Origin of the sequence: Rhodococcus sp. NPDC058639 (assembly GCF_042717545.1) — a bacterium.
Taxonomy (GTDB): domain Bacteria; phylum Actinomycetota; class Actinomycetes; order Mycobacteriales; family Mycobacteriaceae; genus Rhodococcus.
In genome coordinates this window covers 24,401-48,543 of the sequence record NZ_JBHXRF010000003.1, presented here as the reverse complement: position 1 = coordinate 48,543, position 24,143 = coordinate 24,401, and the positions used below count along the sequence as shown (strand labels likewise).

23 protein-coding genes and 1 tRNA gene are annotated in these 24,143 nt (G+C 68.0%); 13 read left to right on the top strand and 11 right to left on the bottom strand.

The annotated features are described in order from the left end of the window. The first annotated feature begins 78 nt into the window (after nt 1-78). Nucleotides 79-345 carry a helix-turn-helix domain-containing protein gene (locus ACFWU2_RS06090; RefSeq protein WP_169622471.1) on the top strand — a complete coding sequence of 89 codons (267 nt, stop codon included), beginning with the start codon at nt 79-81 and terminating at the stop codon, nt 343-345. On the opposite strand, the gene ACFWU2_RS06085 is transcribed toward ACFWU2_RS06090, so the two are convergent. Beyond that, nucleotides 342-680, bottom strand: coding sequence for a hypothetical protein (locus ACFWU2_RS06085; RefSeq protein WP_378602514.1), 339 nt, complete (start codon nt 678-680; stop codon nt 342-344). The genes ACFWU2_RS06090 and ACFWU2_RS06085 overlap by 4 nt on opposite strands. A 131-nt stretch (nt 681-811) precedes the next feature. Here ACFWU2_RS06085 and ACFWU2_RS06080 point away from each other — a divergent pair, with 131 nt between their 5' ends. After that, nucleotides 812-3,625: a DEAD/DEAH box helicase gene (locus tag ACFWU2_RS06080; RefSeq protein ID WP_378602511.1), complete on the top strand. Its 2,814-nt coding sequence runs from the start codon at nt 812-814 to the stop codon at nt 3,623-3,625. Next, nucleotides 3,625-4,347, top strand: coding sequence for an SWIM zinc finger family protein (locus ACFWU2_RS06075; RefSeq protein WP_378602508.1), 723 nt, complete (start codon nt 3,625-3,627; stop codon nt 4,345-4,347). The genes ACFWU2_RS06080 and ACFWU2_RS06075 overlap by 1 nt, the downstream gene beginning before the upstream one ends. A 29-nt stretch (nt 4,348-4,376) precedes the next feature. Here the strand turns inward: ACFWU2_RS06075 and ACFWU2_RS06070 are convergent, their stop codons facing one another. Genes ACFWU2_RS06070 through ACFWU2_RS06060 form a run of 3 tightly spaced genes read right to left on the bottom strand, consistent with a single transcriptional unit; the run spans nt 4,377 to nt 6,817 of the window. Then, entirely contained in the window at nt 4,377-5,768 is a 1,392-nt protein-coding gene (locus ACFWU2_RS06070; RefSeq protein ID WP_378602505.1) for a DUF6297 family protein, read from the bottom strand. Continuing rightward, nucleotides 5,759-6,427 (bottom strand): ATP-binding cassette domain-containing protein, encoded by a 669-nt coding sequence (locus ACFWU2_RS06065; RefSeq protein ID WP_378602502.1) that lies wholly within the window; start codon nt 6,425-6,427, stop codon nt 5,759-5,761. The genes ACFWU2_RS06070 and ACFWU2_RS06065 overlap by 10 nt, the downstream gene beginning before the upstream one ends. A 54-nt stretch (nt 6,428-6,481) precedes the next feature. After that, nucleotides 6,482-6,817 carry a DUF6412 domain-containing protein gene (locus tag ACFWU2_RS06060; RefSeq protein ID WP_378602499.1) on the bottom strand — a complete coding sequence of 112 codons (336 nt, stop codon included), beginning with the start codon at nt 6,815-6,817 and terminating at the stop codon, nt 6,482-6,484. 133 nt (nt 6,818-6,950) lie between these two features. Here ACFWU2_RS06060 and ACFWU2_RS06055 point away from each other — a divergent pair, with 133 nt between their 5' ends. Genes ACFWU2_RS06055 through ACFWU2_RS06035 form a run of 5 tightly spaced genes read left to right on the top strand, consistent with a single transcriptional unit; the run spans nt 6,951 to nt 12,388 of the window. Then, complete coding sequence (locus ACFWU2_RS06055) at nt 6,951-8,483, top strand: CoA-acylating methylmalonate-semialdehyde dehydrogenase (protein ID WP_378602496.1); 1,533 nt, start codon at nt 6,951-6,953, stop codon at nt 8,481-8,483. 11 nt (nt 8,484-8,494) lie between these two features. After that, on the top strand, nt 8,495-9,649 hold the full coding sequence (locus ACFWU2_RS06050) for an isobutyryl-CoA dehydrogenase (RefSeq protein WP_378602493.1): 1,155 nt from the start codon (nt 8,495-8,497) through the stop codon (nt 9,647-9,649). Then, nucleotides 9,646-10,710, top strand: coding sequence for an enoyl-CoA hydratase/isomerase family protein (locus ACFWU2_RS06045; protein ID WP_378602490.1), 1,065 nt, complete (start codon nt 9,646-9,648; stop codon nt 10,708-10,710). Before ACFWU2_RS06050 ends, ACFWU2_RS06045 begins: the two co-directional genes overlap by 4 nt. Then, nucleotides 10,707-11,615 (top strand): 3-hydroxyisobutyrate dehydrogenase, encoded by a 909-nt coding sequence (mmsB, locus tag ACFWU2_RS06040; RefSeq protein ID WP_378602488.1) that lies wholly within the window; start codon nt 10,707-10,709, stop codon nt 11,613-11,615. The genes ACFWU2_RS06045 and mmsB overlap by 4 nt, the downstream gene beginning before the upstream one ends. Continuing rightward, nucleotides 11,612-12,388 carry an enoyl-CoA hydratase gene (locus ACFWU2_RS06035; protein WP_378602485.1) on the top strand — a complete coding sequence of 259 codons (777 nt, stop codon included), beginning with the start codon at nt 11,612-11,614 and terminating at the stop codon, nt 12,386-12,388. Before mmsB ends, ACFWU2_RS06035 begins: the two co-directional genes overlap by 4 nt. Nucleotides 12,389-12,465: 77 nt before the next feature. On the opposite strand, the gene ACFWU2_RS06030 is transcribed toward ACFWU2_RS06035, so the two are convergent. The 4 genes from ACFWU2_RS06030 to ACFWU2_RS06015 form a co-directional block, all read right to left on the bottom strand. After that, nucleotides 12,466-12,993, bottom strand: a complete 528-nt coding sequence (locus ACFWU2_RS06030) for a MarR family winged helix-turn-helix transcriptional regulator (protein ID WP_169622481.1) — start codon at nt 12,991-12,993, stop codon at nt 12,466-12,468. Between the two features lie 74 nt (nt 12,994-13,067). Further along, nucleotides 13,068-14,216 (bottom strand): sulfotransferase family protein, encoded by a 1,149-nt coding sequence (locus ACFWU2_RS06025; protein WP_378602482.1) that lies wholly within the window; start codon nt 14,214-14,216, stop codon nt 13,068-13,070. Between the two features lie 12 nt (nt 14,217-14,228). Next, nucleotides 14,229-15,017, bottom strand: a complete 789-nt coding sequence (locus tag ACFWU2_RS06020; protein ID WP_378602479.1) for an SDR family oxidoreductase — start codon at nt 15,015-15,017, stop codon at nt 14,229-14,231. After that, nucleotides 15,014-16,180 carry a hypothetical protein gene (locus tag ACFWU2_RS06015; RefSeq protein ID WP_378602476.1) on the bottom strand — a complete coding sequence of 389 codons (1,167 nt, stop codon included), beginning with the start codon at nt 16,178-16,180 and terminating at the stop codon, nt 15,014-15,016. Before ACFWU2_RS06015 ends, ACFWU2_RS06020 begins: the two co-directional genes overlap by 4 nt. Nucleotides 16,181-16,262: 82 nt before the next feature. Between ACFWU2_RS06015 and ACFWU2_RS06010 the strand changes: the two genes are divergently transcribed. The 5 genes from ACFWU2_RS06010 (at nt 16,263) to ACFWU2_RS05990 (ending at nt 22,292) form a co-directional block, all read left to right on the top strand. Continuing rightward, the gene (locus ACFWU2_RS06010) at nt 16,263-17,201 is read left to right on the top strand and encodes a helix-turn-helix domain-containing protein (RefSeq protein ID WP_378602473.1); all 939 of its coding nucleotides are present in this window, start codon (nt 16,263-16,265) and stop codon (nt 17,199-17,201) included. Between the two features lie 127 nt (nt 17,202-17,328). Continuing rightward, the gene (gene cysD / locus ACFWU2_RS06005; RefSeq protein ID WP_378602470.1) at nt 17,329-18,285 is read left to right on the top strand and encodes a sulfate adenylyltransferase subunit CysD; all 957 of its coding nucleotides are present in this window, start codon (nt 17,329-17,331) and stop codon (nt 18,283-18,285) included. Beyond that, entirely contained in the window at nt 18,285-20,123 is a 1,839-nt protein-coding gene (cysC, locus tag ACFWU2_RS06000; RefSeq protein WP_378602467.1) for an adenylyl-sulfate kinase, read from the top strand. Before cysD ends, cysC begins: the two co-directional genes overlap by 1 nt. Beyond that, nucleotides 20,120-21,250 (top strand): 3'(2'),5'-bisphosphate nucleotidase CysQ, encoded by a 1,131-nt coding sequence (locus tag ACFWU2_RS05995; RefSeq protein WP_378602464.1) that lies wholly within the window; start codon nt 20,120-20,122, stop codon nt 21,248-21,250. The genes cysC and ACFWU2_RS05995 overlap by 4 nt, the downstream gene beginning before the upstream one ends. Nucleotides 21,251-21,302: 52 nt before the next feature. Next, entirely contained in the window at nt 21,303-22,292 is a 990-nt protein-coding gene (locus ACFWU2_RS05990; protein WP_378602461.1) for an MBL fold metallo-hydrolase, read from the top strand. A 70-nt stretch (nt 22,293-22,362) separates the two neighbouring features. On the opposite strand, the gene ACFWU2_RS05985 is transcribed toward ACFWU2_RS05990, so the two are convergent. From ACFWU2_RS05985 to ACFWU2_RS05975, 3 genes are all read right to left on the bottom strand, one after another. After that, nucleotides 22,363-22,438: transfer RNA gene (locus ACFWU2_RS05985), tRNA-Arg, on the bottom strand. Between the two features lie 111 nt (nt 22,439-22,549). Beyond that, nucleotides 22,550-23,254 carry a DUF305 domain-containing protein gene (locus tag ACFWU2_RS05980; RefSeq protein WP_378602458.1) on the bottom strand — a complete coding sequence of 235 codons (705 nt, stop codon included), beginning with the start codon at nt 23,252-23,254 and terminating at the stop codon, nt 22,550-22,552. 2 nt (nt 23,255-23,256) lie between these two features. After that, a complete protein-coding gene (locus tag ACFWU2_RS05975; protein WP_378602455.1) occupies nt 23,257-24,120 on the bottom strand; it encodes a DUF3105 domain-containing protein in 864 nt (287 codons plus the stop codon). Nucleotides 24,121-24,143 lie beyond the last annotated feature (23 nt).

The window sequence follows — 24,143 nt, the reverse complement described above, 5'->3', positions numbered from 1 at the left end:
AAATACCAGACCCGGACCGTTGTCCGGTATTTTCATACCGGACCCGTCGGTCGACGTGACTTCGATACGCTGGTCTTCATGGTGCGTCTCCCGTTGTCACCGCAACAACTCGCCGCCGGTAAACGGCTCGGCGGGCTCCTCCGTGAGGCACGGCGCGACCGCACTCTCGCCGACGTCGCCGCATCCGCGGGGATCTCTCCGGAAACGCTGCGGAAGATCGAGACCGGCAGGCTGGCGACCCCGGGATTCGTGACCGTCGCGGCACTGGCACGCGCACTGGCGCTCCCACTCGACGATCTGGCGCGGGTCTGCCTCGACGCCGAGGAATTCGAGGACGCCGGCTAAATCGACGGCCGGTTGTCGCCCGATGCGGGAAAACGCGCAGCGCTGATCGATCCGACGGTGGCCCCGTCGTGTCCGACGATCCACGACCCGCCCGCCTCCGAGCACTCCGCGATCTTGCCGAACACGTTGAGAAGGAAGAAGATCGCCTCCTGCGACGACGCGGTCGTCGCGAGCCGGTGCGACTCGCCGGTCCTGGTGCCGTCCAGCCACACCCCACAGCGCCCGTCGAGACGAAGCGTGGTCACGTGATCCCAATCGACGAACCCGTACTTCACCTGTTCCCACGGCGTGCGAGTGCTGGGCGTCTGTTCGAGAACCTGCACCAGAATGGACATCGCGGCTCCTCGTGGCTTCGGATGTGTACCGACCAGTGTGCTCCATGCGTTCGGTGCCCGACCGGCAGTTGCGGTGCGAAAGCGAGAACCCTGCCATGAGCCGTCCTGGCGCGGCTGGCACCATGGAGGGCATGTTGCACGGGCTGTGGTCACCGGGATCAGGCCTGATGCTGTGGCGAGATCCCGCGGTCGACGCCGACGACGAGGCGTTGCCGTCGGCCCTGCGGCGATGGATCGACCGGCCGTTCCGGCACCGCGTGGAATTGACGCTCCCGGGTGACACCGAGCCGCGAGTCCTTCCCGCCGTGGCAGTGGCACCACCCGACGCCGCCACCCTCCTCCTCGATCTCCCGCGACGCCCGAGTGGCGTCGCGGGTGACCTGCGGTACCTCGCGCACGTGGCTCGCGGCATCGAACGCTGGGCGCAGGCTGGTCGCGTGGCCCCCGAACTCGTCCGCGCCGAAAAGCAATGGTGGGCGCGATGGCAACTGCTCGGCGGGGAGAAGAACCGGGCGTGGTCTGCCGAACTCGCCGCGGCGATGCCTCCCGTGCAGCGTCAACTCGGTCGCCCGTCGGCGTTGCTCGACAACATGTGCGAAGAACTGACGGACCCGATCGTCCGCGCTCTGCACGGCTCGTCGACGTCGCTGCATCCGCTGGTCGCGGCGCTCGCGGAGGGCCGCCCGCACCCCCGCGGCACGCAGCGGATGGCCGATGCGCTGGACGAATGGCGCGCGAGCCTCGCCGGGTACGAACCCGACCTCGTGCTGCGTCTCGCCGAACCGGAGGACACCGACGACGACGCCGACATCGGCGTGGCCGCGTTGTGGCGGCTGGAAGTCTGCCTGCGCTCCGAGGGGCAGGCGCCCGTGCCGGTGACCGTCGACGGCACCGATCCGCACCTTCTGCAGATCGCCATCCGTAAGCTCGGCGCCGCGATCACCGCCTACCCGAGACTCCAGGACGTCCCGCGCGACGTCGATACCCTCGACCTCCTGCTGCCCACCCCGGTCGTGATCGACCTCGTCGAACACGGCGCGCGTGCGCTGCAGGCGGCGGGCGTCGCCCTTCTGCTGCCGCGGGCCTGGGCGACGGTCGATCCGTCGCTGCGGCTGCAGGTCGACTCGCCGGTCGCGCCCGTCAGCGCCGACGACAGCGTCGTGGGTATGAGCGCGATCGTGTCGTACGAGTGGCAACTCGCAGTCGGCGACATGCTGCTCACCCGCACCGAGATGGAGGAACTGGTCGCCGCGAACAGCGACCTGGTCAAGCTGCGTGGCAAGTGGGTGCGGGCAGACGCCGAGGCACTCGCACGGGCCGCCCGCTACGTCACGGCGCATTCCGAACGCGACGCCACGCTGGGGTCGCTGTTCGCACAGTTCACGGGGGACGACGCCCCACCGGTCGAGGTCACCGATATCGCTGCGTCCGGCTGGGTCGAGACGTTGCTCGACGGCCAAGCTCAGCCCGAGGAGATCGCACCGCCGGCCGGACTGGTGGCAGAACTGCGCCCATACCAGCAGCGCGGTCTCGAGTGGCTCGCGTTCATGAGCCGGCTGGGACTCGGCGCGGTCCTCGCCGACGACATGGGACTCGGCAAAACCGTGCAGGTGCTCGCACTGCTCGCGCACGAACGCGAGACCGGAACCGCGGGTGCTCCGACACTGCTCGTGTGCCCGATGTCGGTGGTGGGCAACTGGCAGCGCGAGGCCGAGCGCTTCGTCCCGGATCTGCGTGTCTATGTTCATCACGGCGCACAGCGACTGCGGGGAGAAGCCCTGGCGACGGCTGTCGCCGGCGCCGAACTGGTCGTGACCACCTATGCCATCACCGCCCGCGATGTCGCGCAGCTTGCCGGGCTACCGTGGCGCCGTGTCGTTCTCGACGAGGCTCAGCACGTGAAGAATACGGCGACCGCGCAGTCCCGGGCCACCCGCGCGATCCCGGCGGCGCATCGCATCGCCCTCACCGGCACCCCCGTGGAGAACCGCCTCGAAGAACTCCGCTCGATTCTCGATTTCGCGAACCCGAGGTTGCTCGGCAGTGCCGCATCGTTCCGCGCGCGATTCGCGGTGCCCATCGAACGCGACCACGACCCGGTGGCGGCCGCGCGACTGCGCGCGTTGTCTGCGCCGTTCGTGTTGCGGCGCGTCAAGACCGACCCCGACGTGATCTCCGACCTTCCCGAGAAGTTCGAACAGACGGTCCGGGCCAACCTCACGGCCGAGCAGGCTGCTCTCTACCGCGCGGTGGTCGACGACATGATGCGAAAGATCCGCGACAAGGAAGGCATGGCGCGCAAGGGCGCTGTCCTCGCGGCGCTGACCAGGCTCAAGCAGGTGTGCAACCATCCGGCGCACTATCTCGGTGACGGGTCGCCCGTGCTGCGACGCGGTGGGCACCGTTCGGGCAAGCTCGGACTGGTCGAGGACATCGTGGAGTCGGTGCTGGCCGAAGGCGAGAAAGTCCTGCTGTTCACGCAGTTCCGTGAGTTCGGCGAACTCGTGGCACCGTATCTGGCCGAACGGTTCGCGACGCAGGTGCCGTTCCTGCACGGGGGCGTGACCAAGTCGAAGCGCGACGACATGGTCGACCGGTTCCAAGGAGACGACGGTCCGCCGATCATGTTGCTCTCCCTCAAGGCGGGCGGCACCGGTCTGAACCTGACGGCCGCCAATCACGTCGTGCATCTGGACCGGTGGTGGAACCCGGCGGTGGAGAACCAGGCCACCGACCGCGCGTTCCGCATCGGCCAGCAGCGGAACGTGCAGGTGCGCAAACTCGTGTGCGTCGGCACCGTGGAGGAACGAATCGACGAAATGCTGACCGGGAAACAGGAACTGGCTGATCTCGCGATCGGCGTGGGGGAGAACTGGATCACCGAGCTGTCCACCGACCAGTTGCATTCCCTGCTGTCCCTCGGCGATGAAGCGGTGGGTGACTGATGGCGCTCGACAACAGGGTCGAGACCCGCACCAAACGCGGTTCGATCGGCCGTAGCTGGTGGTCGAAGGAACTGATCTCGACCATGGAACAGGTGGCCGACAAGGCCCGGCTGACGCGGGGTCGCGCGTACGCGCGGTCCGGGCAGGTGGTCTCGATGCGCATCGAGCCCGGTGCCGCGGTCGGCGAGGTCCAGGGCAGTCAGTTGCGCCCGTTCACCTCGACGGTGACCGTGCGTCGGCTCGACGACGATGCGATCGACGAACTGATCCGGGAGGTCCGGGCTTCCCCGGGCATGCTGGCGCGACTGGCCGGAGGGGTGCTCCCCGAAGAACTCGGTTCGCTCCTGCTCCCGCGGCGCGCGGGGGAGTTGGACTTCGACTGCACCTGCCCTGACGACGGCTGGCCCTGCAAGCACGCCGCAGCAGTTGCGTACCTCCTTGCCGAACACATCGACGAGAAGCCGCTTGCGGTGCTCGCCCTGCGCGGAGTGGATCTCACGACGCTGATCGGTGGTGTCGACGACGCCGCCGCCACCGATACCGGTGACTTCTACGGTGAAGACACCGAACTCCCCGATCTGCCCGCGGAACGGTTCCGGCCCGCGATCGAAGACCTCGACCCGATGCTGCTCCGTCGCGCGTTGCGGGCGGGGGGCACGGACGAAGCCGTCGTGATCCGCGCGATGACCGATCTCGAGGATCTCTACCGCCGATTGCGCTGACGACGGCGCCGGAGTCGTCGGCGCAGTTCTCAAAGAATCAATGCGAGAAGAAGTCCCGCAGCGACAAGGCTGTCCGGCCCACGCATCCACTGCCGGATCAGGTCGAGGGGCACCTGGCCGACGGCGGTCTCCAGCACGAGTCCGTCGTACTCGGTGGCGGGGCGGGTCCGCAGTCGGTAGACCGCGACGCAGGCTCCCGCAGCGACGATCGCGGACACGGACGGCGACCAGCCCGTCACCGGAGCCGTCACCGCCGTCACCGCAGCGGCGGCACACGCCGGAACCACCATCAGCGGCCGGTACAGGTCACGATCCGCGGCACCGAGCATCGCTCGCAGGTCCGGCTTGCTCGCCAGGTCACGTAATCCGGTGCTGAACACCAGCGTCGCGGCGTACACGGCCGACAGTTGCACCCAGCCCGCCACGACCGGCTGTGTCGTCGCGCCCAGCGCCCAGGCCGCGCAGACGGCGACGGCGGTCGTCGCGAACGGTGACGGACGGCGCAGATTCCGGAGCAGGTCGGCGCGGACGAGTGCGCGAGGCCGGCCGGGTGGCAACGCCCGTGAGCGCCGAGCCGCGACACGTTTCCAGGCGCCTGCGTCGTGGACGCGGACGACGAGCGTGGGGTCCAGTCCGATCAGGGAGGTGCGGGCTGCCGCGGTGATCTCGGCGCGCTCGTTCAACTCCGCCGCCGTGATGCGGCCGCAGCGGAGAAGGGCGGCGCAACACATCGCAAGGGCGGGCGGCGCGACGACCGCCGCCGGAGGCCAGGTCCCGAACACCGGCACGACTGTTCCCGTCGCGCACACGGCCGCGACTGCTCCTCCCAGTGCGGCGGTGAGGATCTGCACGACCGGCAGAGTGCGAGTCGGCAGGACCCGCGCTTGGACGAGGAGCGCGAGGGCGGCCACGCCGAGCCCGAGCACCGCCCCGCACGCGGTCAGGGGTGGCCGCTGCTCCACCGTTCCGGCGAACGCAGCCAGCCGTCCACCGGCCGCCCCCGCGCATGCTCCGGCGGCGAACACCGTCACGACGCCGGGATGGAGCATCGAGGCCCGGTCCACCGGGGTGGACAACAACCAGAAGGCGCGTTCCGTGCTCGCGGTCAGAGGTCCGAGCGCGCGTGCGGCGGCGATGCCCGCGACCAGAAGGGCTGCGCCGACCACCCAGGCCCAGCCCGGGTTCCAGGATGTGGCATCCCAGCTACGACCGGCGGTGGTGTGGAGCGACCCGATCAGGGAGGTCGGCGGACGAGTGGCACCCCACCACACGAGACCCGAGACGACATAGGCACCCAGTGCCGACAGCACTACGGTGCCGGCCCGGTCGGTACGGGGCGCGTGGACACGGCCGAACCGCCGCCTCGCCTTCCGGAGCGCGTGGGCGCCGGTGATCGTCGGAGCCTGTTCGGTCAGCGCCACGAGTCGGCGTCCACGGTGTCGTCGGCGACCGCTGCCACCAGGTCCGGGTCGTGCGAGGCAATGACGACCGCGCATCCGCGATTCTTCTCGTCGGCGATCCGCTCGGCGAGCCACGCTCGTCCGGCGGCATCGAGATGGTGTTCGGGTTCGTCGAGCACGAGCAACCGCCGAGGCCGGACGAAGACCGATGCCAGCGCCAACCGGCGGCGCTGGCCGCCGGACAACGTGACGGGCAGTTGGTCGGAGGCGCCCGAAAGCCCTACGTCGGACAGCGTTCGGCTCGCCAGACCTGCGGGGTCGGGCATTCCGTGGGCGAGGGCGACGAGTTGCAGGTGCTCGTGGGCCGTCAGATGTGCGAACGTGGCGACGTCGCCCACCACGGATGCGACCGCTGCACGCTGGGCCGCCGAGGATTCGTCGGCCGCCGAACCGTTGATCGTGACGGTGCCCCGATCGAGACGGTCAGCGCCCACCAGGCACCGCAGCAGCGTGGATTTCCCGGCACCGTTCGCGCCGGTGACCGCGCTGCATGCCCCTGCGGCCACGTCGAAATCGACGGCGGTGAACACGAGCAGGTCGCCGAACCGGCGTTCCGCGTCGCGGACGGAGAGAACGTGACTATCGCGCCGTGCCGAGGCGCGCTGGGACGATATGGGCACAGGGACTCCCGGTTTTCCTCGTGAGGGGTGCGGTCGCGAGGAAGCAGGGACCGGTCAGGCGAAGCGAGACGTCGCGGCCCCTGCACCGGCGCCGGGCGCTCGCGGACGCGGGCGCCCAGGGGTATCGGGACGTGATTGCCGCCGGAACGCGCCGCGCAGCCGTTGTTCCGCCACGGTGGGTCCGCGAGGGGTGCGGGACAGTCCGAACAACAGATCGTCGGTGCGCCGGACGGTGTGCGCAGCGATCACGACGAGGGTGACGAAAACACCGGCCAGTAGCGAGCCGAGCGTGTCTCCCGGGAGTGCGGGGGAGAACGCGAGTAGCGAGACCAGTGCCCACAGCAGCAGGAATCCGAGCACATCGGTGCTGTGCCTCAGCCGGCGGCTCATGATGCGGAGCGTAGCGGACGGGGTGTGACCCTGGACATACATGGACTTCCAACTATAGGATGAGCGAAGACTTCGGGTTCCTCACGGCTGCCACGACGCAGCCACCACTATCGAGCAAAGGACGGGTTCGCGCATGAGCATTCGAGAACTGACCCACTTCGTCGGCGGCAAGCACGTCGCCGGCACATCCGGCCGTTTCGCCGACGTCTTCGACCCCAACACCGGCGAAGTCCAGGCGCGTGTTCCGCTCGCCACGCGCGCCGAAGTCGAGAACGTGATCGCCGACGCCGAAATCGCACAGAAGGAATGGGCGGCGTGGAACCCGCAGAAGCGGGCTCGCGTACTGATGCGCTTCCTGCAACTCGCCCAGGACAACATGGACGAACTCGCCCGGTTGCTGTCGAGCGAGCACGGCAAGACGATTCCCGACGCGAAGGGTGATATCCAGCGCGGCCTCGAGGTCGTGGAAGTGGCGCTCGGCGCTCCGCACCTGCTCAAGGGTGAATTCACCGAATCCGCCGGTACCGGCATCGACGTGTACTCGATGCGTCAGCCGCTCGGTGTGGTCGCGGGCATCACCCCGTTCAACTTCCCGGCCATGATTCCGCTGTGGAAAGCCGCTCCGGCTCTCGTGTCCGGCAACGCCTTCGTCCTCAAGCCCTCCGAGCGCGATCCCTCGGTGCCGCTGCGTCTGGCCGAACTCTTCCTCGAAGCCGGACTGCCCGCCGGCGTGTTCAACGTCGTCAACGGCGACAAGGAAGCCGTGGACGTGCTGCTCGAGGATCCCCGGGTCAAGGCCCTCGGGTTCGTCGGGTCGACCCCGATCGCCCAGTACATCTACGAGACCGCCGCGAAGAACGGCAAGCGCGCCCAGTGCTTCGGCGGCGCGAAGAACCACGCGGTCATCATGCCCGACGCCGACCTCGACCAGGTCGCGGACGCGCTCGTCGGTGCCGCATTCGGCTCGGCCGGCGAGCGTTGCATGGCGCTGTCGGTGGCCGTCCCCGTCGGTGAGGAGACCGCCGACCGGCTCGTGGCCAAGCTCCAGGATCGCATCGCCGAACTCCGCATCGGGACGAGCTTCGACGAGAAGGCCGACTTCGGTCCGCTCGTGACGGCCGCCGCCCGCGACCGCGTCCACAACTACATCGCCCAGGGCGTCGAAGAAGGCGCCGAACTCGTCGTCGACGGCCGCGGCTTCGTGCTCGAAGGCAACGAGGGCGGCTTCTTCTCCGGCGCGACCCTCTTCGACAGGGTCACCACCGACATGTCGATCTACAAGGAAGAGATCTTCGGTCCCGTGCTCACCGTCGTGCGCGCACGCGACTACGAGGAGGCGCTGCGTCTGCCGTCGGAGCACGAGTACGGCAACGGCGTCGCGATCTTCACCCGCGACGGCGACACCGCCCGCGACTTCACGACCCGCGTCCAGGTCGGCATGGTGGGCGTCAACGTTCCCATCCCGGTTCCGATCGCGTACTACACCTTCGGTGGCTGGAAGGCGTCCGGCTTCGGCGACCTCAACCAGCACGGGGCGGACGCCTTCCGCTTCTACACCAAGACCAAGACCGTCACGCAGCGCTGGCCGTCCGGTGTCAAGGAAGGCGACATCGAGGGCGCTCACGTCGCGGACACCGACCACTTCGTCATTCCGACGATGGACTAGGCGGTACGCCGATGTTCACCCTCACCGACGACGACAAGGCGATTCGCGACACCGCCCGCGACTTCGCCTCCGAGTATCTGGCACCCCACGCGGTGGAATGGGACCAGAACAAGCACTTCCCGGTCGACGTGCTCCGCAAAGCCGCGGCACTCGGCATGGGCGGAATCTACGTCCGCGAGGACGTGGGCGGATCGGGGCTTCGCCGCCTCGATTCCGTCCGCATCTTCGAGGAGCTCGCCACGGGGTGCCCGTCCATCGCCGCGTACATCTCGATCCACAACATGGTCACGTGGATGATCGACAAGTTCGGTGACGACGACCAGCGCCACCGCTGGGTGCCGAAGCTGAGCTCGATGGAACACCTCGGGAGCTATTGCCTCACCGAGCCGGGCGCCGGCTCGGACGCCGCCGCGCTCAGCACCAAGGCGGTGCGCGACGGGGACGACTACGTGCTCACCGGAGTCAAGCAGTTCATCTCCGGCGCAGGAACATCCGACGTGTACGTGGTGATGGCCCGCACCGGCGACACCGGCGCGCGCGGCATCTCGGCGTTCATCGTCCCCAAGGACACGCCGGGCCTGTCGTTCGGTGCCAACGAGAAGAAGATGGGCTGGAACGCGCAACCCACCCGCCAGGTCATCCTGGACGGCGTGCGCGTGCCGGCCGCGAATCTCCTCGGCAAAGAGGGCGGCGGATTCCGTATCGCCATGCATGGCCTCAACGGCGGCCGCCTCAACATCGCCGCGTGTTCCGTGGGCGGCGGCCAGGCCGCGCTGGACCGGACGGTCGCCTACCTCGCCGAACGCAAGGCGTTCGGTGACCGGTTGCTCGACTCGCAGGCGCTGCAGTTCCGGCTCGCGGACATGCGTACCGAACTCGAAGCGGCACGAACTCTGCTGTGGCGGGCCGCCGACGCCCTCGACACCGGTGCCCCGGATGTCGTGGAACTGTGCGCGATGGCCAAGCGCTTCGCCACCGACGCCGGGTTCGAGGTCGCGAACGATGCGCTGCAACTCCACGGTGGATACGGTTACCTGGCCGAGTACGGGATCGAGAAGATCGTGCGCGATCTGCGCGTGCATCAGATCCTCGAAGGAACAAACGAGATCATGCGGGTGGTCGTCGCGCGCAGCGTGGTGGCCGCGGCGCAGAACGGAGCGCAATGACCGGGCACGAACCCGAGGTCCTCGTCGAGGCGAAGAACGGACTGGGACGCATCACCCTCAACCGACCCAAGGCGATCAACGCGCTCAACCACGACATGGTGCGCGTGATGGCGGAGACGCTCCAGGCGTGGGAATCCGACGACTCGGTCCGCGCCGTCGTCCTTCGTGGTGCGGGGGAGCGTGGGCTGTGCGCCGGCGGCGACATCGTGTCGATCTATCACGACGCACGTGACGGCGGCACCGGCTCCCAGGAGTTCTGGCGCGACGAGTACATCCTCAACGCCGCCATCGGCCGTTACGCCAAGCCGTACGTGGCGATCATGGACGGCATCGTGATGGGTGGCGGCGTCGGGGTGTCCGCGCACGGCAACGTCCGGGTCGTCACCGAACGCTCGACGATCGCGATGCCGGAGACCGGCATCGGGTTCGTCCCCGATGTGGGAGGGACCTACCTGCTCTCCCGGACACCCGGCGAGATCGGCACCCACATCGCGCTGACCACGGGCCGGATGAAGGCCGGCGACGCCATCGCACTCGGCTTCGCCGACCACTACGTGCCGTCCGACGCCCTCGACAAGTTCGTCGCAGCACTCGAGACCGGCTCGGTCGACGACGCGCTCGCCGAATACTCCCAGCCGGCACCGGATTCGGCTCTGCTCGCGCAACGCGACTGGATCGACGCCGCGTACTCCGCGGACACCGTCGAGGAGATCGTCGAACGCCTGCGCAGCAGTGACGTTCCCGAGGCTCGCACCGCCGCCGAGCAGATCCTCGGGAAATCACCGGTCGCTCTGAAGGTCACGTTGCGTTCGCTTCGTCACGCACGGCAACTCGGCAGCCTCGAAGAGGTACTGAACGAGGAATTCCGGGTGTCGTCCGCGTCCCTGACGTCGCACGACCTCGTCGAGGGCATCCGTGCCCAGGTGGTCGACAAGGACCGCACTCCGCACTGGTCGCCCGCGACCCTCGCCGATGTCACCGCTTCCGACGTCGACGCATACTTCCAGCCGCTCGGCGACCTCGAACTCGGGCTCGCCGCTCCGAAGGAGAACGACCGATGAGTGAACTCCCCAACGTCGCCTTCCTCGGTCTCGGCCACATGGGTGGGCCGATGGCCGCGAACCTCGCAAAGGCGGGGTACTCGGTGACCGGGTACGACCCGGTACCCGCCGCGCAGGAGGAAGCAGCGAAGAACGGCATCACCGTCGTCGGGTCCGCGGTCGAGGCCGTCCCCGCTGCCGATGTCGTGATCACCATGCTGCCCAACGGCACGCTCGTCCTCGATCTGTACGACGAAATCCTCGGAGCGGCAAAGCCCGACACGCTCTTCGTCGACAGCTCCACGATCGATGTCGCCGATGCACGCGACGCCTCCGGTCGTGCACGGGCCGCCGGCCATCGTGCCATCGACGCCCCGGTGTCGGGCGGTGTGGCCGGTGCCGCCGCGGGCACGCTGGCCTTCATGGTCGGAGGAACCGAGGAGGACTTCGCAGCCGCGCAGCCGCTCCTCGACGTGATGGGCCGCAAGGTGGTGCACTGCGGCGGTTCGGGCAACGGCCAGGCTGCAAAGATCTGCAACAACATGATTCTCGGCGTCTCGATGATCGCGATCAGTGAGGCGTTCGTACTCGGCGAGAAACTGGGACTCGAGAATCAGGCGCTGTTCGACGTGGCGTCCAACGCCTCGGGTCAATGCTGGGCGCTGACGAGCAACTGTCCGGTTCCCGGCCCGGTGCCCACGACCCCGGCCAATAACGACTACCAGCCGGGCTTCGCCGCTGCCCTGATGGACAAGGATCTCGGTCTGGCGTCGAACGCGGTGCGCTCCAACGGGGTCGAGGCCGAACTCGGCCTCCGTGCCGCCGAGCTCTATCATCGGTTCAACACCGGTGGTGGTGGCGGGCTCGATTTCTCCGCCATCATCAACGACATTCGTGACCGCTCGAACGCAGAGGACAGCAAGTGACCGATTTCGAGACCATCCTGCTCGAGCGCAAAGGCCGCGTCGGCATCATCACGCTCAACCGGCCCAAGGCGCTCAATGCACTCAACAGCCAGTTGATGCGCGAAGTGGTCGCGGCGGTCGAAGAACTCGACGCCGACCGTGAGATCGGGGCGATTCTGCTCACCGGTTCGGAGCGGGCCTTCGCGGCCGGCGCCGACATCAAGGAGATGGCGCCCAAGACCTTCTCCGAGGTGTACGCCGAGGACTTCTTCTCGGACTGGGACCGGCTGTCGTCCGCTCGCACCCCGATCATCGCGGCCGTGTCGGGTTACGCACTCGGCGGTGGCTGCGAGCTGGCGATGTTGTGCGACTTCATCATTGCCTCCGACACCGCCAAGTTCGGCCAGCCCGAGATCAAGCTCGGTGTCATCCCCGGCATCGGCGGCTCACAGCGTTTGACCCGCGCGGTGGGCAAGGCCAAGGCGATGGACATGTGCCTGACCGGACGCAACATGGACGCGGAGGAAGCCGAGCGCGCCGGGCTCGTCTCGCGGGTCGTCCCTGCCGACGAACTGCTCGACGTCGCTCTCGACGCTGCCACGACCATCGCATCGATGTCGCTGCCGACCGCGATCATGGCGAAGGAAGCGGTGAACCGGTCGTTCGAGACGACTCTCGCCGAAGGCGTGAGATTCGAACGGCGCGTGTTCCATTCGACGTTCGCCACCGCCGACCAGAAGGAAGGCATGGCGGCTTTCGTCGAAAAGCGCACGCCCGATTTCAAGCACGCCTAGACCGCAGCGAGAACGACAACGCCGCCCCTTCCCTGAGGAAGAGGCGGCGTTTCTCGTGCGGCCGGACCGTGCGGCGCTCACCACTTCGAGGGCGTGCCTCCGGTGTCGAAATCGCCTGCGTCGTGGCGCATCGTCGCGAGGATGCTCAGCAGCGTGTCGATCTGCTCGGACGGGATCCCGGGACGCGCGAACACTTCGGTGTTGAGTTTTTCGGTGGCCTCTATCGCGAGCGCGCGACCGTGGTCGGTGAGTTCGATGAGCGTGGCGCGCCGGTCGCTCGGATGCGGGGTGCGTCGCACGAGACTCGCGGCCTCGAGTCGATCGACCGCGTTGGTCACGCTCGTCGGATGCACCTGCAGACGCGCACTGGCCTTGGCCATGGGGAGCGCCCCGGCCTTGGTGAAATGCAGCAGTGTCAGCAGTTCGTACCGGGCGAAGGTCAGACCGAACGGTTTGAGGACCTCTTCGACGCGGGCCATCATGATCTGCTGCGCCCGCATCACCGAGGTCACCGCGGCCATGCCGTCCGCGACTTCGCCCCAGCCGTGAGCGACCCATTGACGGTGGGCTTCGGCGATGGGATCGAGGGGGAGCGGTGCGGGCATGTGTCCATCATCCCATGCGGGAACGCGCAGGTAGGAAGGGCACACCGGGGGCCGGTCGGCTTTGTGGAACAGGCTCAGCGGTACGCATACGAGGGGAATCGCTCGTCGACGTCCTGCACCGACAACCCGAACTCCTCGAGCGCGTAGTGATGGGCAGGTTTCCTGGCTCCGCTGCGACTCTCGTCGTGCAGCGATGCCATCGCGCGTTCGGCGCCGGCGGTGAACGGGATGCCGAACCGGTCGTACAGGGCGCCCACGCTGCCCAACGGGTCTGCCACGAAATCCCGGTAGTCGACATCGACGAATCGGGCAGGGTCGTGGCGGGCGCGTGCCCGGGTGAAGTCGTCGAAACCGCGTGCCCACAGGTCGAGCTGGCTGCGGCCGATCGTCTCACCGGTGAAGGCCTCGGACCATCCCTCGGTGGCGTGCGCCGCGAGGCTGCACACGGAGGGAATCACCGTCCGGGGGTCGCGGTGTGTCACCACGATCAGTGCGTCGGGGTAGACGGTGAGGAGTTCGTCGAGGGCGAACAGGTGACTCGGATTCTTGAGGACCCAGCGTTTGTCCGCGTCGGGGAGGCCGATGAGCTGGAGGTTCTTGCGGTGCCGGGCGTAGGCGCCGGTCCAGTCCTGCCCGGCGAGCCAGCGCGAGTAGGTCGGAAGATTCGCGAGGCATTCGTACGAGATCGACCGGAACGACTGACGGAGCAGCTGCCAGCATTCCTCCACCTCCCCGGCCGACATGTAGTGCACACCCATGAACTCGGGGTGCTCCACGTGGTGCTGGGCGAATCCGGCCTCGATTCCCGCGAATACCGGGTCCTGTTCCCAGGTCTCACGGGGTGGCCGGGGCTGGGGCATCTCGGTGAGCCACATCTCGAGGCCCTGATGTGCGGGGTCGGCCGCCAGAAGGCGATGCAATGCGGTGGTGCCGGTGCGAGGCAGGCCGGTGACGAAGATGGGGCGGGTGACCGGAACGTCCAGGTGCTCGGGATGCTGCGCCCAGGCGGCTTCCGAGAGCAGACGCGCGACCAGCGCACCACGAAGGAACACCCGCGACATCTTGCTGCCGAGCGGGGTGAGCGCTTCGTCCCGCGCGTACGACTCGAGCAGTATCTCGAGGGCCTCGAGGTACTCGTCCTCACCGAAATCTGTCAGGCCCGTCAAGCGCGTCGCCGAGGCATGCAGGTCGTCGGTGGTGCCCACGGTGGTGCGTTCGCTCATCTCATATCCCGTTCAGTGGTGGTATTCGCCGCAGTTGACGTCGATGCACTGCCCGGTGATCGCCGACGCCATCGGTGACGCCAGGAAGATCACCGTGTCCGCGATCTCCTCGGCGGTCGGCAGGCGCCGAAGGTCGGAGGCCGCGGCGGTGTGTTCGTAGATCTGCTCGACGGTGGTGCCGTACTTCCCGGCCTGGTGCTCGAAGTACCCTCGAAGGGTCGGGCCCCAGATGTACCCCGGGGCAACCGAATTGACGCGTATTCCTTGCGGTCCGAGTTCTGTGGCGAGGGACTGCGACATCGCCAGCAGTGCCGACTTGGCGAGTTTGTAACTGCCGTAACGCTCTTGGGAATGACGCAAGACCATCGAATTGATGTTGACGACCGAACCGTCCGAGTCGGCGAGGGCGGGCGTGAACGACCGGGTCAGCCGCAGCGCAGCGAGCACCGTCAGCTCCACGCTGTCACGGATCTGCTGAAAATCGGTGCTCGCCAACGGCTTCATCGACGGAACGGAGAATGCGTTGTTGACAAGGGTGTCGACGCGACCGAACTCGCCTTCTGCCGCTTCGACCAGTTCCGAGACGGAGTCGTCGTCGGTGATGTCGGTCGGTATCGGCAGAGCGCGACGTCCCAGCGCCTCCACTTCCGCAGCCACCTTCTCGAGCCGTTCGCGGGTGCGGGCCGCGAGGACGACGTCGGCACCGTGCGACGCGCATCGCAGGGCGAGAGTGCTGCCCAGACCGGGCCCCACACCGGAGATGACGACGACGCGATCCTTCAACAACCCGGCGGTGCTCATCCGAGCATCCGATCCGCAATCGCGCCCTGTCGTGCCGCGATGCGCGCGGCCCAGTCCTCGGGGGTGATGCGGTTCGACTCGTGGAACGGCAGCGCGCCGGGCAGTTCGTCGAACGGGACGACCTGTGCCACCGGTCCGTCCGCAGGAGAAAGCTCGCGATCGAGCCGCTGCCAGCGGAATTGCAGGATGCCACGGCTGCGCCCGAGAGTCTCCACCCAGTTGGTGAGGCCGGGATCGCGGGCCGACACCACGATCCGGACCATCCCGTCCGGATCGACCTGCGTCTGAGTGTTGTTCAGCGATGTCTGGTGATGGATGTACTCCAGCGAGATGTACCAGAGGCTTCCGATCTGGAAGCCCAGATACGGAGCGTCGGTCGCGGGCAGGGTCAACACCATCGCCTCGTCGTCGGCCAGGTCGAAATGACCGACCGACGAGTACTGGGTGTCGAGTCCGCCCGGTGTCCGCCGCGGTTCGGTGACGGTGTTGACCGGAAGCTTCAGGTAGAACCACTCGGGGAACTGCAGCCACGTCTTCACTCGCGAGACGAGGGCGCGACCGGCACGTTCGTACCGGGTCACCGCGTCCTGGCGGGTGGGCTCGGGAGGTGCCGTGCCGAGGGTGTCGAGGCGGTCGATGCGCAGGGTGCCGCGTCGTTGCGTCCAGTCGCTGTAGACCTCGCGGACAACGAGTTGCGACGATCCTGGCGCGAGCGTGAAGTAGTTGCGGTCGGGATCGCGTGGCCCGGGCCCGAACCGGACTTCGAAACTGCCGTCGTCCTCGATGCGCAGGGCGCGGTCGTCGAAGGCGGTGACGTTGCCGGGTACCGCGGCGTCGGTGTAGTTGCCCGCGAGAACCTGGAAACTGAGGTCGCATGTGGTGCCGCGACGCCCGGTGACGACGTATTCGGCGTTGTCGCGCACCGCCGCGCCCCAGTACAGGGTGTCCGGGTTGTCGAGGCCCATCTTCGCGTACGGGCCGGTGCCGGTGATGAACACCGGATGGGTGCTGCTGTACGCCCACGTGGCATGGACACAGGCGGCGATCCCTCCGGCCAGGTAGCCGTAGCCCTCGGTGAGATCGGCCTCGGTACGGATGTGCGGGGCAGTGGCGACGATTTTTTCGGCCTCGGCTATCGCCGCGGTGAGTGGATCGGTGAGCACGTCGGTCTCCTGTGGTCCATATATGTACCGCTGCGGTAGTCTCCGGTGCGCCGACGATAGAACGTGTTCCAGGGAGGGGTCAATGGTTCGTCGCAGTGACAGCGGCGAAGCGGGGATCGGAGTGCCCCCGCCGGGTACCGCTCGCCGCTCGCCGCCCACCGAGCGTGTCGTGCAGGTCCTCGATCATCTCGTCGCCCGGCCGGGTCTCAGGTTCGGACTCTCGGAACTGGCGCGCGAACTCGGGCTGAGCAAGCCGACCTGCCTGGGCATCCTCACCGCACTCACCGACGCGGGTTACCTCATCCGTGACCCTGCCGACAAGTCCTACGGCCTCGGCCCGGCGCTGATCGTCGCGGGCCGGGCCGCGCAGCGGGGGTTCGCGTCGGGACCGGTCGCACACCGCCACTTGGCTGCCCTGAGCTCGGAGTTCGGCGTGATGTGTACAGCCTCGGCGGTGGTCGGCGACCGGATCGCGATCCTCGACGTGGTCGGGGGAGCAGGCGCCGCGGCGGCCGCCCGAGTGGGGGAGGTCTACCCCTTCGCGCCGCCGGTCGGGCTGATGTACGTGCTGTGGGATACCGACGAACGCATCGAGCGGTGGCTGCGGCGCGAACCGACCCTGCCGGTGTCCGTCGATCGGGCACACCTGCAGCGTGTGATCGAGGAGTGCCGCCGTACGGGCTATCTCGTCGAGTCGCTCACCCGGGGCGGCCGGCGCCTCTACGCGTTGATGGCCGGTGTGGTGTCACACGACCTGGCCCCCGAGTTGCGGGAAATGCTCGCAGAACTGGTGTCGAGTCCGGGCGAACGAGTGCTGCTGCCCGCCGATCTCGACGCGGACCGCGCACATCACGTCAACCTGATCGCCGCGCCGGCCTTCGACCCGGACGGTCATCAGTCGCTCGTGCTGGCACTTCATCTCGAACGGGAGGTCGACCGCGCGGAGGTCGAGCGATGCGGATCGGCATTGCTCAGAGCCGCCGAGGCCGTCACCGTGGACCTCGGGGGCCGGCGTCTGTAGCGAGATCGGGCGTGGACAGCGAGATCCGGGCGTTGACCACGAATTGAAACTCGTTCTATTCTGTGGCAGTCCTTTTCGACCGCTTCGGTACAAATATGGACCGATAACCCCGGGCTGGGAGCGCACGATGACGACGGTGCCGCCGCGACGACCACCCGGGGACCGTGCACGTCGGGACCCGTCCTACGAGCTCAGCCTGCTCGGCGCACTCGAAGCCGAGTCCGTGCACATCTTCCGCGAGGTCGCCGCAACCTTCGCACGACCCGTGCTGTTGTTCTCCGGCGGCAAGGACTCGGCGGTGATGCTCCACCTCGCGACGAAGGCGTTCTGGCCGGCACCGCCGCCGTTCCCCGTCCTGCACATCGACACCGGACACAACTTCGACGAGGTGATCGAGTTCCGCGATCGGACGGTCGCGCAACAGGGAGTTCGCCTGGTGACCGCCTCGGTGCAGGATGATCTCGACGCCGGACGAGCCGTGGAGGACGACGGGCCCCGCGCGAGTCGTAACCGACTGCAGACCGGAACGCTTCTGCGGGCGTTGAGGGACGGAGGATTCGACGCCGTGTTCGGCGGCGCCCGCCGCGACGAGGAGAAGGCGCGCGCGAAGGAACGCGTCTTCAGCCTGCGCGACGAGTTCGGGCAGTGGGACCCGAAGGCCCAGCGTCCCGAACTGTGGCACCTGTACAACGGCCGGCACCGCGTGGGCGAGCATGTCCGGGTTTTCCCGCTGTCGAACTGGACGGAACTCGACATCTGGCGATACATCCGGGACGAGCGCGTCGACCTGCCGTCCCTGTACTACGCCCACCGGCGTCCGGTGGTCGAGCGAGACGGAATGCTGCTCGCGCACACCCGTTTCCTCACCCTGCTGCCGGGCGAAACCCCCCGTGACACCATGGTGCGATTCCGGACAGTGGGCGACGCGACCTGCACCGGATGCGTCGAATCCGCGGCCACCACGGCAGACGAGGTGGTCGTCGAAGTCGCGGCGAGCCGCGTCACCGAGCGAGGTGCGACCCGCGCCGACGACCGCATCTCCGAGGCCGGAATGGAAGACCGAAAGAAAGAGGGCTACTTCTGATGCCGGGTCTGCTGCGCATCGCCACCGCCGGCAGCGTCGACGACGGCAAATCCACCCTGATCGGACGGCTCCTGTTCGACTCGAAGGCGGTGTTCGAAGACCAGCTCGACGCGGTGACCCGCACCAGTCACGACCGCGGTGCCGACCGCGCCGACCTGTCGCTGCTCACCGACGGCCTGCGGGCGGAACGGGAGCAGGGCATCACGATCGACGTGGCCTACCGATACTTCGCCACGGCGAACCGGACGTTCGTCATCGCCGACACTCCGGGCCACGAGCAGTACACCCGGAACATGGTCACCGGCGCGTCCACTGCGGATCTCGCGCTCGTCCTCGTCGACGCCCGCAACGGCATCGTCCGCCAGACGCGCCGCCATGCCTTCCTCGCCGGCCTGCTCGGCGTGCGCCACGTGGTCCTGTGCATCAACAAGATGGACCTGGTGGACTGGTCGCAGCAGCGGTACGACGAACTGTGCGACGAATTCCGGCAGTTCGCAACAAAACTCGACATTCCCGATCTCACGTTCGTTCCCGTCTCCGCGCTGCACGGCGACAACGTCGTGTCCCGGACGGCGAACATGCCGTGGTACGAGGGGACTTCGCTGCTGCACCACCTCGAACAGGTGCACGTCGCATCCGACACCAACCTGATCGATGCGCGCCTGCCCGTGCAGTACGTGATCCGACCGGGCAGCAGCGGCGATCGTCCCGGGTTCCGCGGATACGCCGGGACGATCGCGGGCGGCGGATTCGCGCCCGGAGACGAAGTCGTGGTGCTTCCCTCCGGTTTCGGCACACACGTGCGAAGCATCTGGGGACCGGGCGGCACGGCGCTCGATCACGCGTACGCGGGCGCCGCGGTGTGCATCGACCTCGAGGACGACCTCGATGTGGGCCGTGGCGACATGCTGTGCAGGCCCAACAACCGGCCCCTCGTCGGACACGAGATAGACGCGATGGTGTGCTGGCTCGGCGACCGCGCCGCGCTCGACCCGGACGCCCGCTACGTCCTGCTGCACACCACCCGGTCCGTCACCGCGCGGGTGGTACGTCTGGACTACCGGCTCGACGTCGATACCCTGCACCGCGACGAGACGGCCACGTCCCTGGCTCTCAACGACATCGGGCGGGTGCAACTGCGAACGCAGCAACCGTTGCTGTTCGACCCGTACCGGCGCAACCGGACCACCGGCAGTTTCGTACTCGTCGACGACAGGACCGGCAACACCGTCGCAGCCGGGATGATCACCGGCCCGACTCTCGGTGATGCGGGGGTGGTGTGGCACTCGGCGGAAGTCGAGCGCGCCGACCGGGGGCGATCGGGTGCGACCGTGTGGCTCACCGGGCTGTCCGCGTCGGGAAAGTCCACGGTGGCCGTCGAACTCGAGCGCCGCCTGATCGCGGAGGGCATCCCCGCCTACCGCCTCGACGGTGACAACCTGCGGCACGGACTCAATTCCGATCTCGGGTTCGGTCCGGCCGATCGGGCGGAGAACGTCCGCCGCGTAGGAGCGGTCGCTCAGATGATGGCCGACGCCGGTCTCGTCGCGATCTGCGCGCTCATCAGTCCGTACCGAGCCGACCGCGAACGCATCCGGCAGCAGCACGAGGACGCCGGCATTCCGTTCGTCGAGGTGTTCGTCGATACTCCGCTGGCGGAATGCGAAGCCCGCGACCCCAAGGGCATGTACGCGCGCGCCCGGGCGGGGGAGCTGACCGGGTTCACCGGAATCGACGACCCGTACGAACCGCCCCGGGCTCCGGAACTGGTCCTGCGCCCCGGTGACGGCACCGCGGCAGCCCAGGCGGCGCTCGTCGTGCAATTGTTGACGGCATGACCGACGACGCCCACCACGAAGACGCCCGGCTCGCTGCCGAGATTGCCTCAGGCGCAGGAGAATTGTTGTTGACCGTGCGCGCGATCGAGGGTGATGCCCTCGGTGGTCGTGAGCTGGGCCGTCGCGGCGACCACGCGGCCGACACCTACATCCTCGAGCGGCTCGCCGCGGCGCGCCCGGGGGATGCGGTGCTCTCCGAGGAATCCGCGGACGATCCGTCCCGGGTGGACGCGGACCGAGTCTGGATCGTCGACCCCCTGGACGGCTCGAAGGAATACGGTATGCCCGGCCACAGCGACTGGGCGGTGCACGTCGCACTGTGGGAAGCCGGTAAGGGGCTCACCGCGGGAGCGGTCGCGCAACCGGCCATCGGCGTCGTACACAGCACCGACGACGCGGCGCCGGTACCGCGCCCGATGCGCCGGCGCCCCCGCATCGTCATCAGCGGAAGCAGGCCACCCGCGTTCGTGTTCGACCTCGCACGCGACCTCGGTGCGGACCTGATCCGGATGGGATCGGCCGGCGCGAAGGCGATGGCGGTGGTCCGCGGAGAGGCCGACGCCTATATCCACGCGGGCGGCCAGTGGGAATGGGACTCGGCGGCGCCGGTCGCGGTCGCACAGGCCGCGGGCCTGCACTGTGCCCGGATCGACGGGAGCGCACTGGAATACAACCGCCCGCACCCGTACCTGCCCGACCTGGTGATCTGTCGCGCCGACTGGGCGCCGGCAGTGATGGCTGCGCTCGCCGAGCACGCCACCGCGCCCGGCGAGAGCCCGCGGGTGGCGATGGCCCGTGCGTACATCCGATCCCTCATCCGGCACGACGCCACGGACGTGCGTCTCGCAGCAGATGCGTGGCGCGTGGAGAACGGGCAGCGCACCGGTGACAGCGGCGAGGAGATCCGCCATCGCCTCGAACACGGCGCCGAATATCTGCCGATTCGGAGGGTGCGCGACCTGCAGTTCCACGAGTGGCATCACAGCGTCGTCGCACGCTTCGTGCTCGATGTCGCGGCGGGTCCGACATCCGAGACGTCCGTGTCGGTCACCGAGCACTTCGAAATTCCGGCGGGGGAGATCCGTTCGATCGTGGCGATCATCGAACCCCTTCCTCAAAATAGTTGAATCTTTTGTGTAGCTTCGATCGGAAGTCACATTTCTTTGGGAGGAATCACGGATGACCGAAGCACGCGATATCGGTGACGGCATACATGTCGTACCGGTCCCGGTGGCAGACCTGCCCGTCGGAGACACCCAGGTCTACGTGATGGAATCCCCTGGCGGTGTGGTCCTCGTGGACGTCGGATGGGACGACGACAGGTCTTGGGCGGCGCTGCAGGACGGGCTGGCGGTCGCCGGGTTGTCGGTGACCGACGTCGAAGGCGTGGTCGTCACCCACTTCCACCCCGATCACGTGGGACTCACCGGCAGAATCCGCGAGGCGTCAGGGTGCTGGGTCGCGATGAACGATGCAGACTTCGCGCATCTCGAAGCGATGACCTCGGGAGCCGACCGGAGCGCGGAGGAGGCGGAGTTGCTGCGCCGCGCCGGGGCGCCCGAATCCGACATCGACCGGCATCTGGAATCGGTGGTCTACCCTCCCGGCCGCCCGGACATCCTTCCCGACCGCAAACTCGCGGCGGACGAGGTGATCCCCCTGACGGGCCGCTCGTTGCGCACCGTCCTGACTCCGGGTCACACGGCGGGCCACGCGTGTTTCCTTCTCGAGGACCACGGCGTGTTGTTCAGCGGAGATCACGTGCTTGCCACCACCACCCCGCACGTCGGTGAATTCGACTTCCCGCTTCCGGAGCGCGATGCGCTCGGCGAATATCTGGACTCGCTGCGGGCCGTGTCGACGCTGCCCGTCCGGCGGACCCTGCCCGCGCACCGCCAGGAGATCGACGACCTGCCCCGCAGGGCCGGGGAACTCATCGCGCACCACGACCAGCGCCTCGACGACCTCTACGACGCGTTCGGTGACGAAGAACTCACGCTCTGGGAGGCCACGTCGAGGATGCGCTGGTACCGGCCGTGGGACGAGACGCCCATGCAGGGCAAGAAGATGGCACTCGCGGAAGGGTCCGCGCACGTGCGGCAGCTCATCGAACGAGGCCGGGTCCGCCGACTGCCCGGAACCGATCCGGCCCGGTTCGCGCGCGCCTGACGAAACACGCCGCCACCCGGCGACAGAACGACGACGGCCCCGCTTCGAAAACGAAGCGGGGCCGTCGTGGTGGTGCCCTCGGCAGGATTCGAACCTGCGACTTCTTGCTCCGGAGGCAAGCGCTCTATCCCCTGAGCTACGAGGGCAATCCGGGCCCACCGGCTGACCGGCGGTGCGGAGCTAGCCTAGCGCATTGCGCGCTCAACTCCACATCCGCAGGTCAGCGCGATAATCCAGGTCCGAGGCGCCGACGATGATCAGTTCATCGGCAACGGTCGACTGCCGCGCTCGGTGAGCATGGACGTGATCAACTCGGATTCACCCTGCTGGGTGTCGACCATCTTCTGGGCGATGTTGCGCACCACGTCCGTGCTCGCGTACTGCGCTCCGTACTCCATCATCGGCAGGCCACCCTGGTGATGGCGCAGCATCAGCTGGAGGAACAGCACATCGAGTTCGGCGCCGCGTGCCGCGCGCAGTGCGGCGAGCTCCTCGGACGATGCCATGCCCGGCATCCTGCTCGCCCCGCCCGCCGCGTGCGCAGCAGCGTCCGACCCGTGGCTGTGTCCCTCACTCTCGGCCATCCACGTCATGTAGTCGCCGACCGGGAGCAGCGGACGACCCCACAAGCTGAGCCAGCCCTGCATCTGACCGACCTGATTCTGCTGGGTGGTCAGGATGTCGTACGCGAGGCTGCGCACCCGGTTGTCCTCGGACCGAGTCACCGCGACCGCGGCCATCTCGATCGCCTGGTTGTGGTGCACCGACATGTCCTGCAGGAACCCCACGTCGACCGAATCCGCTGCCGGTGTCGCAGGCGCGCGGTCCTCGAGCGGGATCCGTGCGAGGAACCCGGCGAGAAATCCCACGGCGACAGCAGCCACGGTCAGGAGCGCCAGAAACAAGCGCCCGTGCCCGCGGTCGGTGCTCTGTTCGGTCGGGTCGGCAGTGACGTCGCTCATGATCAGCTCCCGGCCGGTACCTGCATGTCGGTGGGGAACTGTCCGGCACCGCCGGCAGGGATCTGCTCGGTGCCGTCGACGGTGCCGCCATCCATCGGGACCGCATCCGCGCCGGGCTCGGAGGCATCGAACGGCGGCGGGTTCGCGGGATCGAACGACGCGGGAAGCGTCGAGCAGCTGGCGCCGACCTCGGGATAGGCGTACTGGTTCAGGCGCAGCGAGGCGATGAACTGGTCGATGCGCTCGTCATCGGCGCTGTCGACCTTGAGCTGGTGACCCCACGACTGCAACGAAATCGGGGAATCGAGACCCGGGTACGGCGACATCATCGTGTAGGTGCGGCCGTCGACCTTGGCTGCGAGTGCGTCGCGCGCGGCGTCGTCGACCAGATCCGGGTTGTAGGCGATCCACACGGCACCGTGCTCGAGCGAGTGCACCATGTTCTCGGTCCGGACGGGCTGGTCGTACACCGTGCCGGTGCAGGTTGCCCACACCGAGTCGTGCGGCCCACCGAACGGCGGCGAGTAGTCGTACGCCACCCGCTGCGTGGGGTCGACGTGCTGGCCCGCCTCGTAGTCGACCGTGACGACACCGTCGATCGCCGAGGAGGGATCCTGATTGGACTCGGACGGCGACCACGCCGCCATCTCCTGCTGATTCTGGTATTTCGGCACGACGCTCACCGCGATGACCGCGATCAGGAGGACGACGACAGCGACGCCTCCGATCATCACCCACGGGATCTGGCGTTGGGAGGGCACGCCGCGCGAACCGCGGCTCTGCTTCTTGGCGGCCTGGATGGCCTTCGACGATTTGGCTCCGGTTTTCTTGTTACCGGACCCACCACTGACAGAACCGCTGGGCATCGCTGGTTGCTCTTTCGACGGGC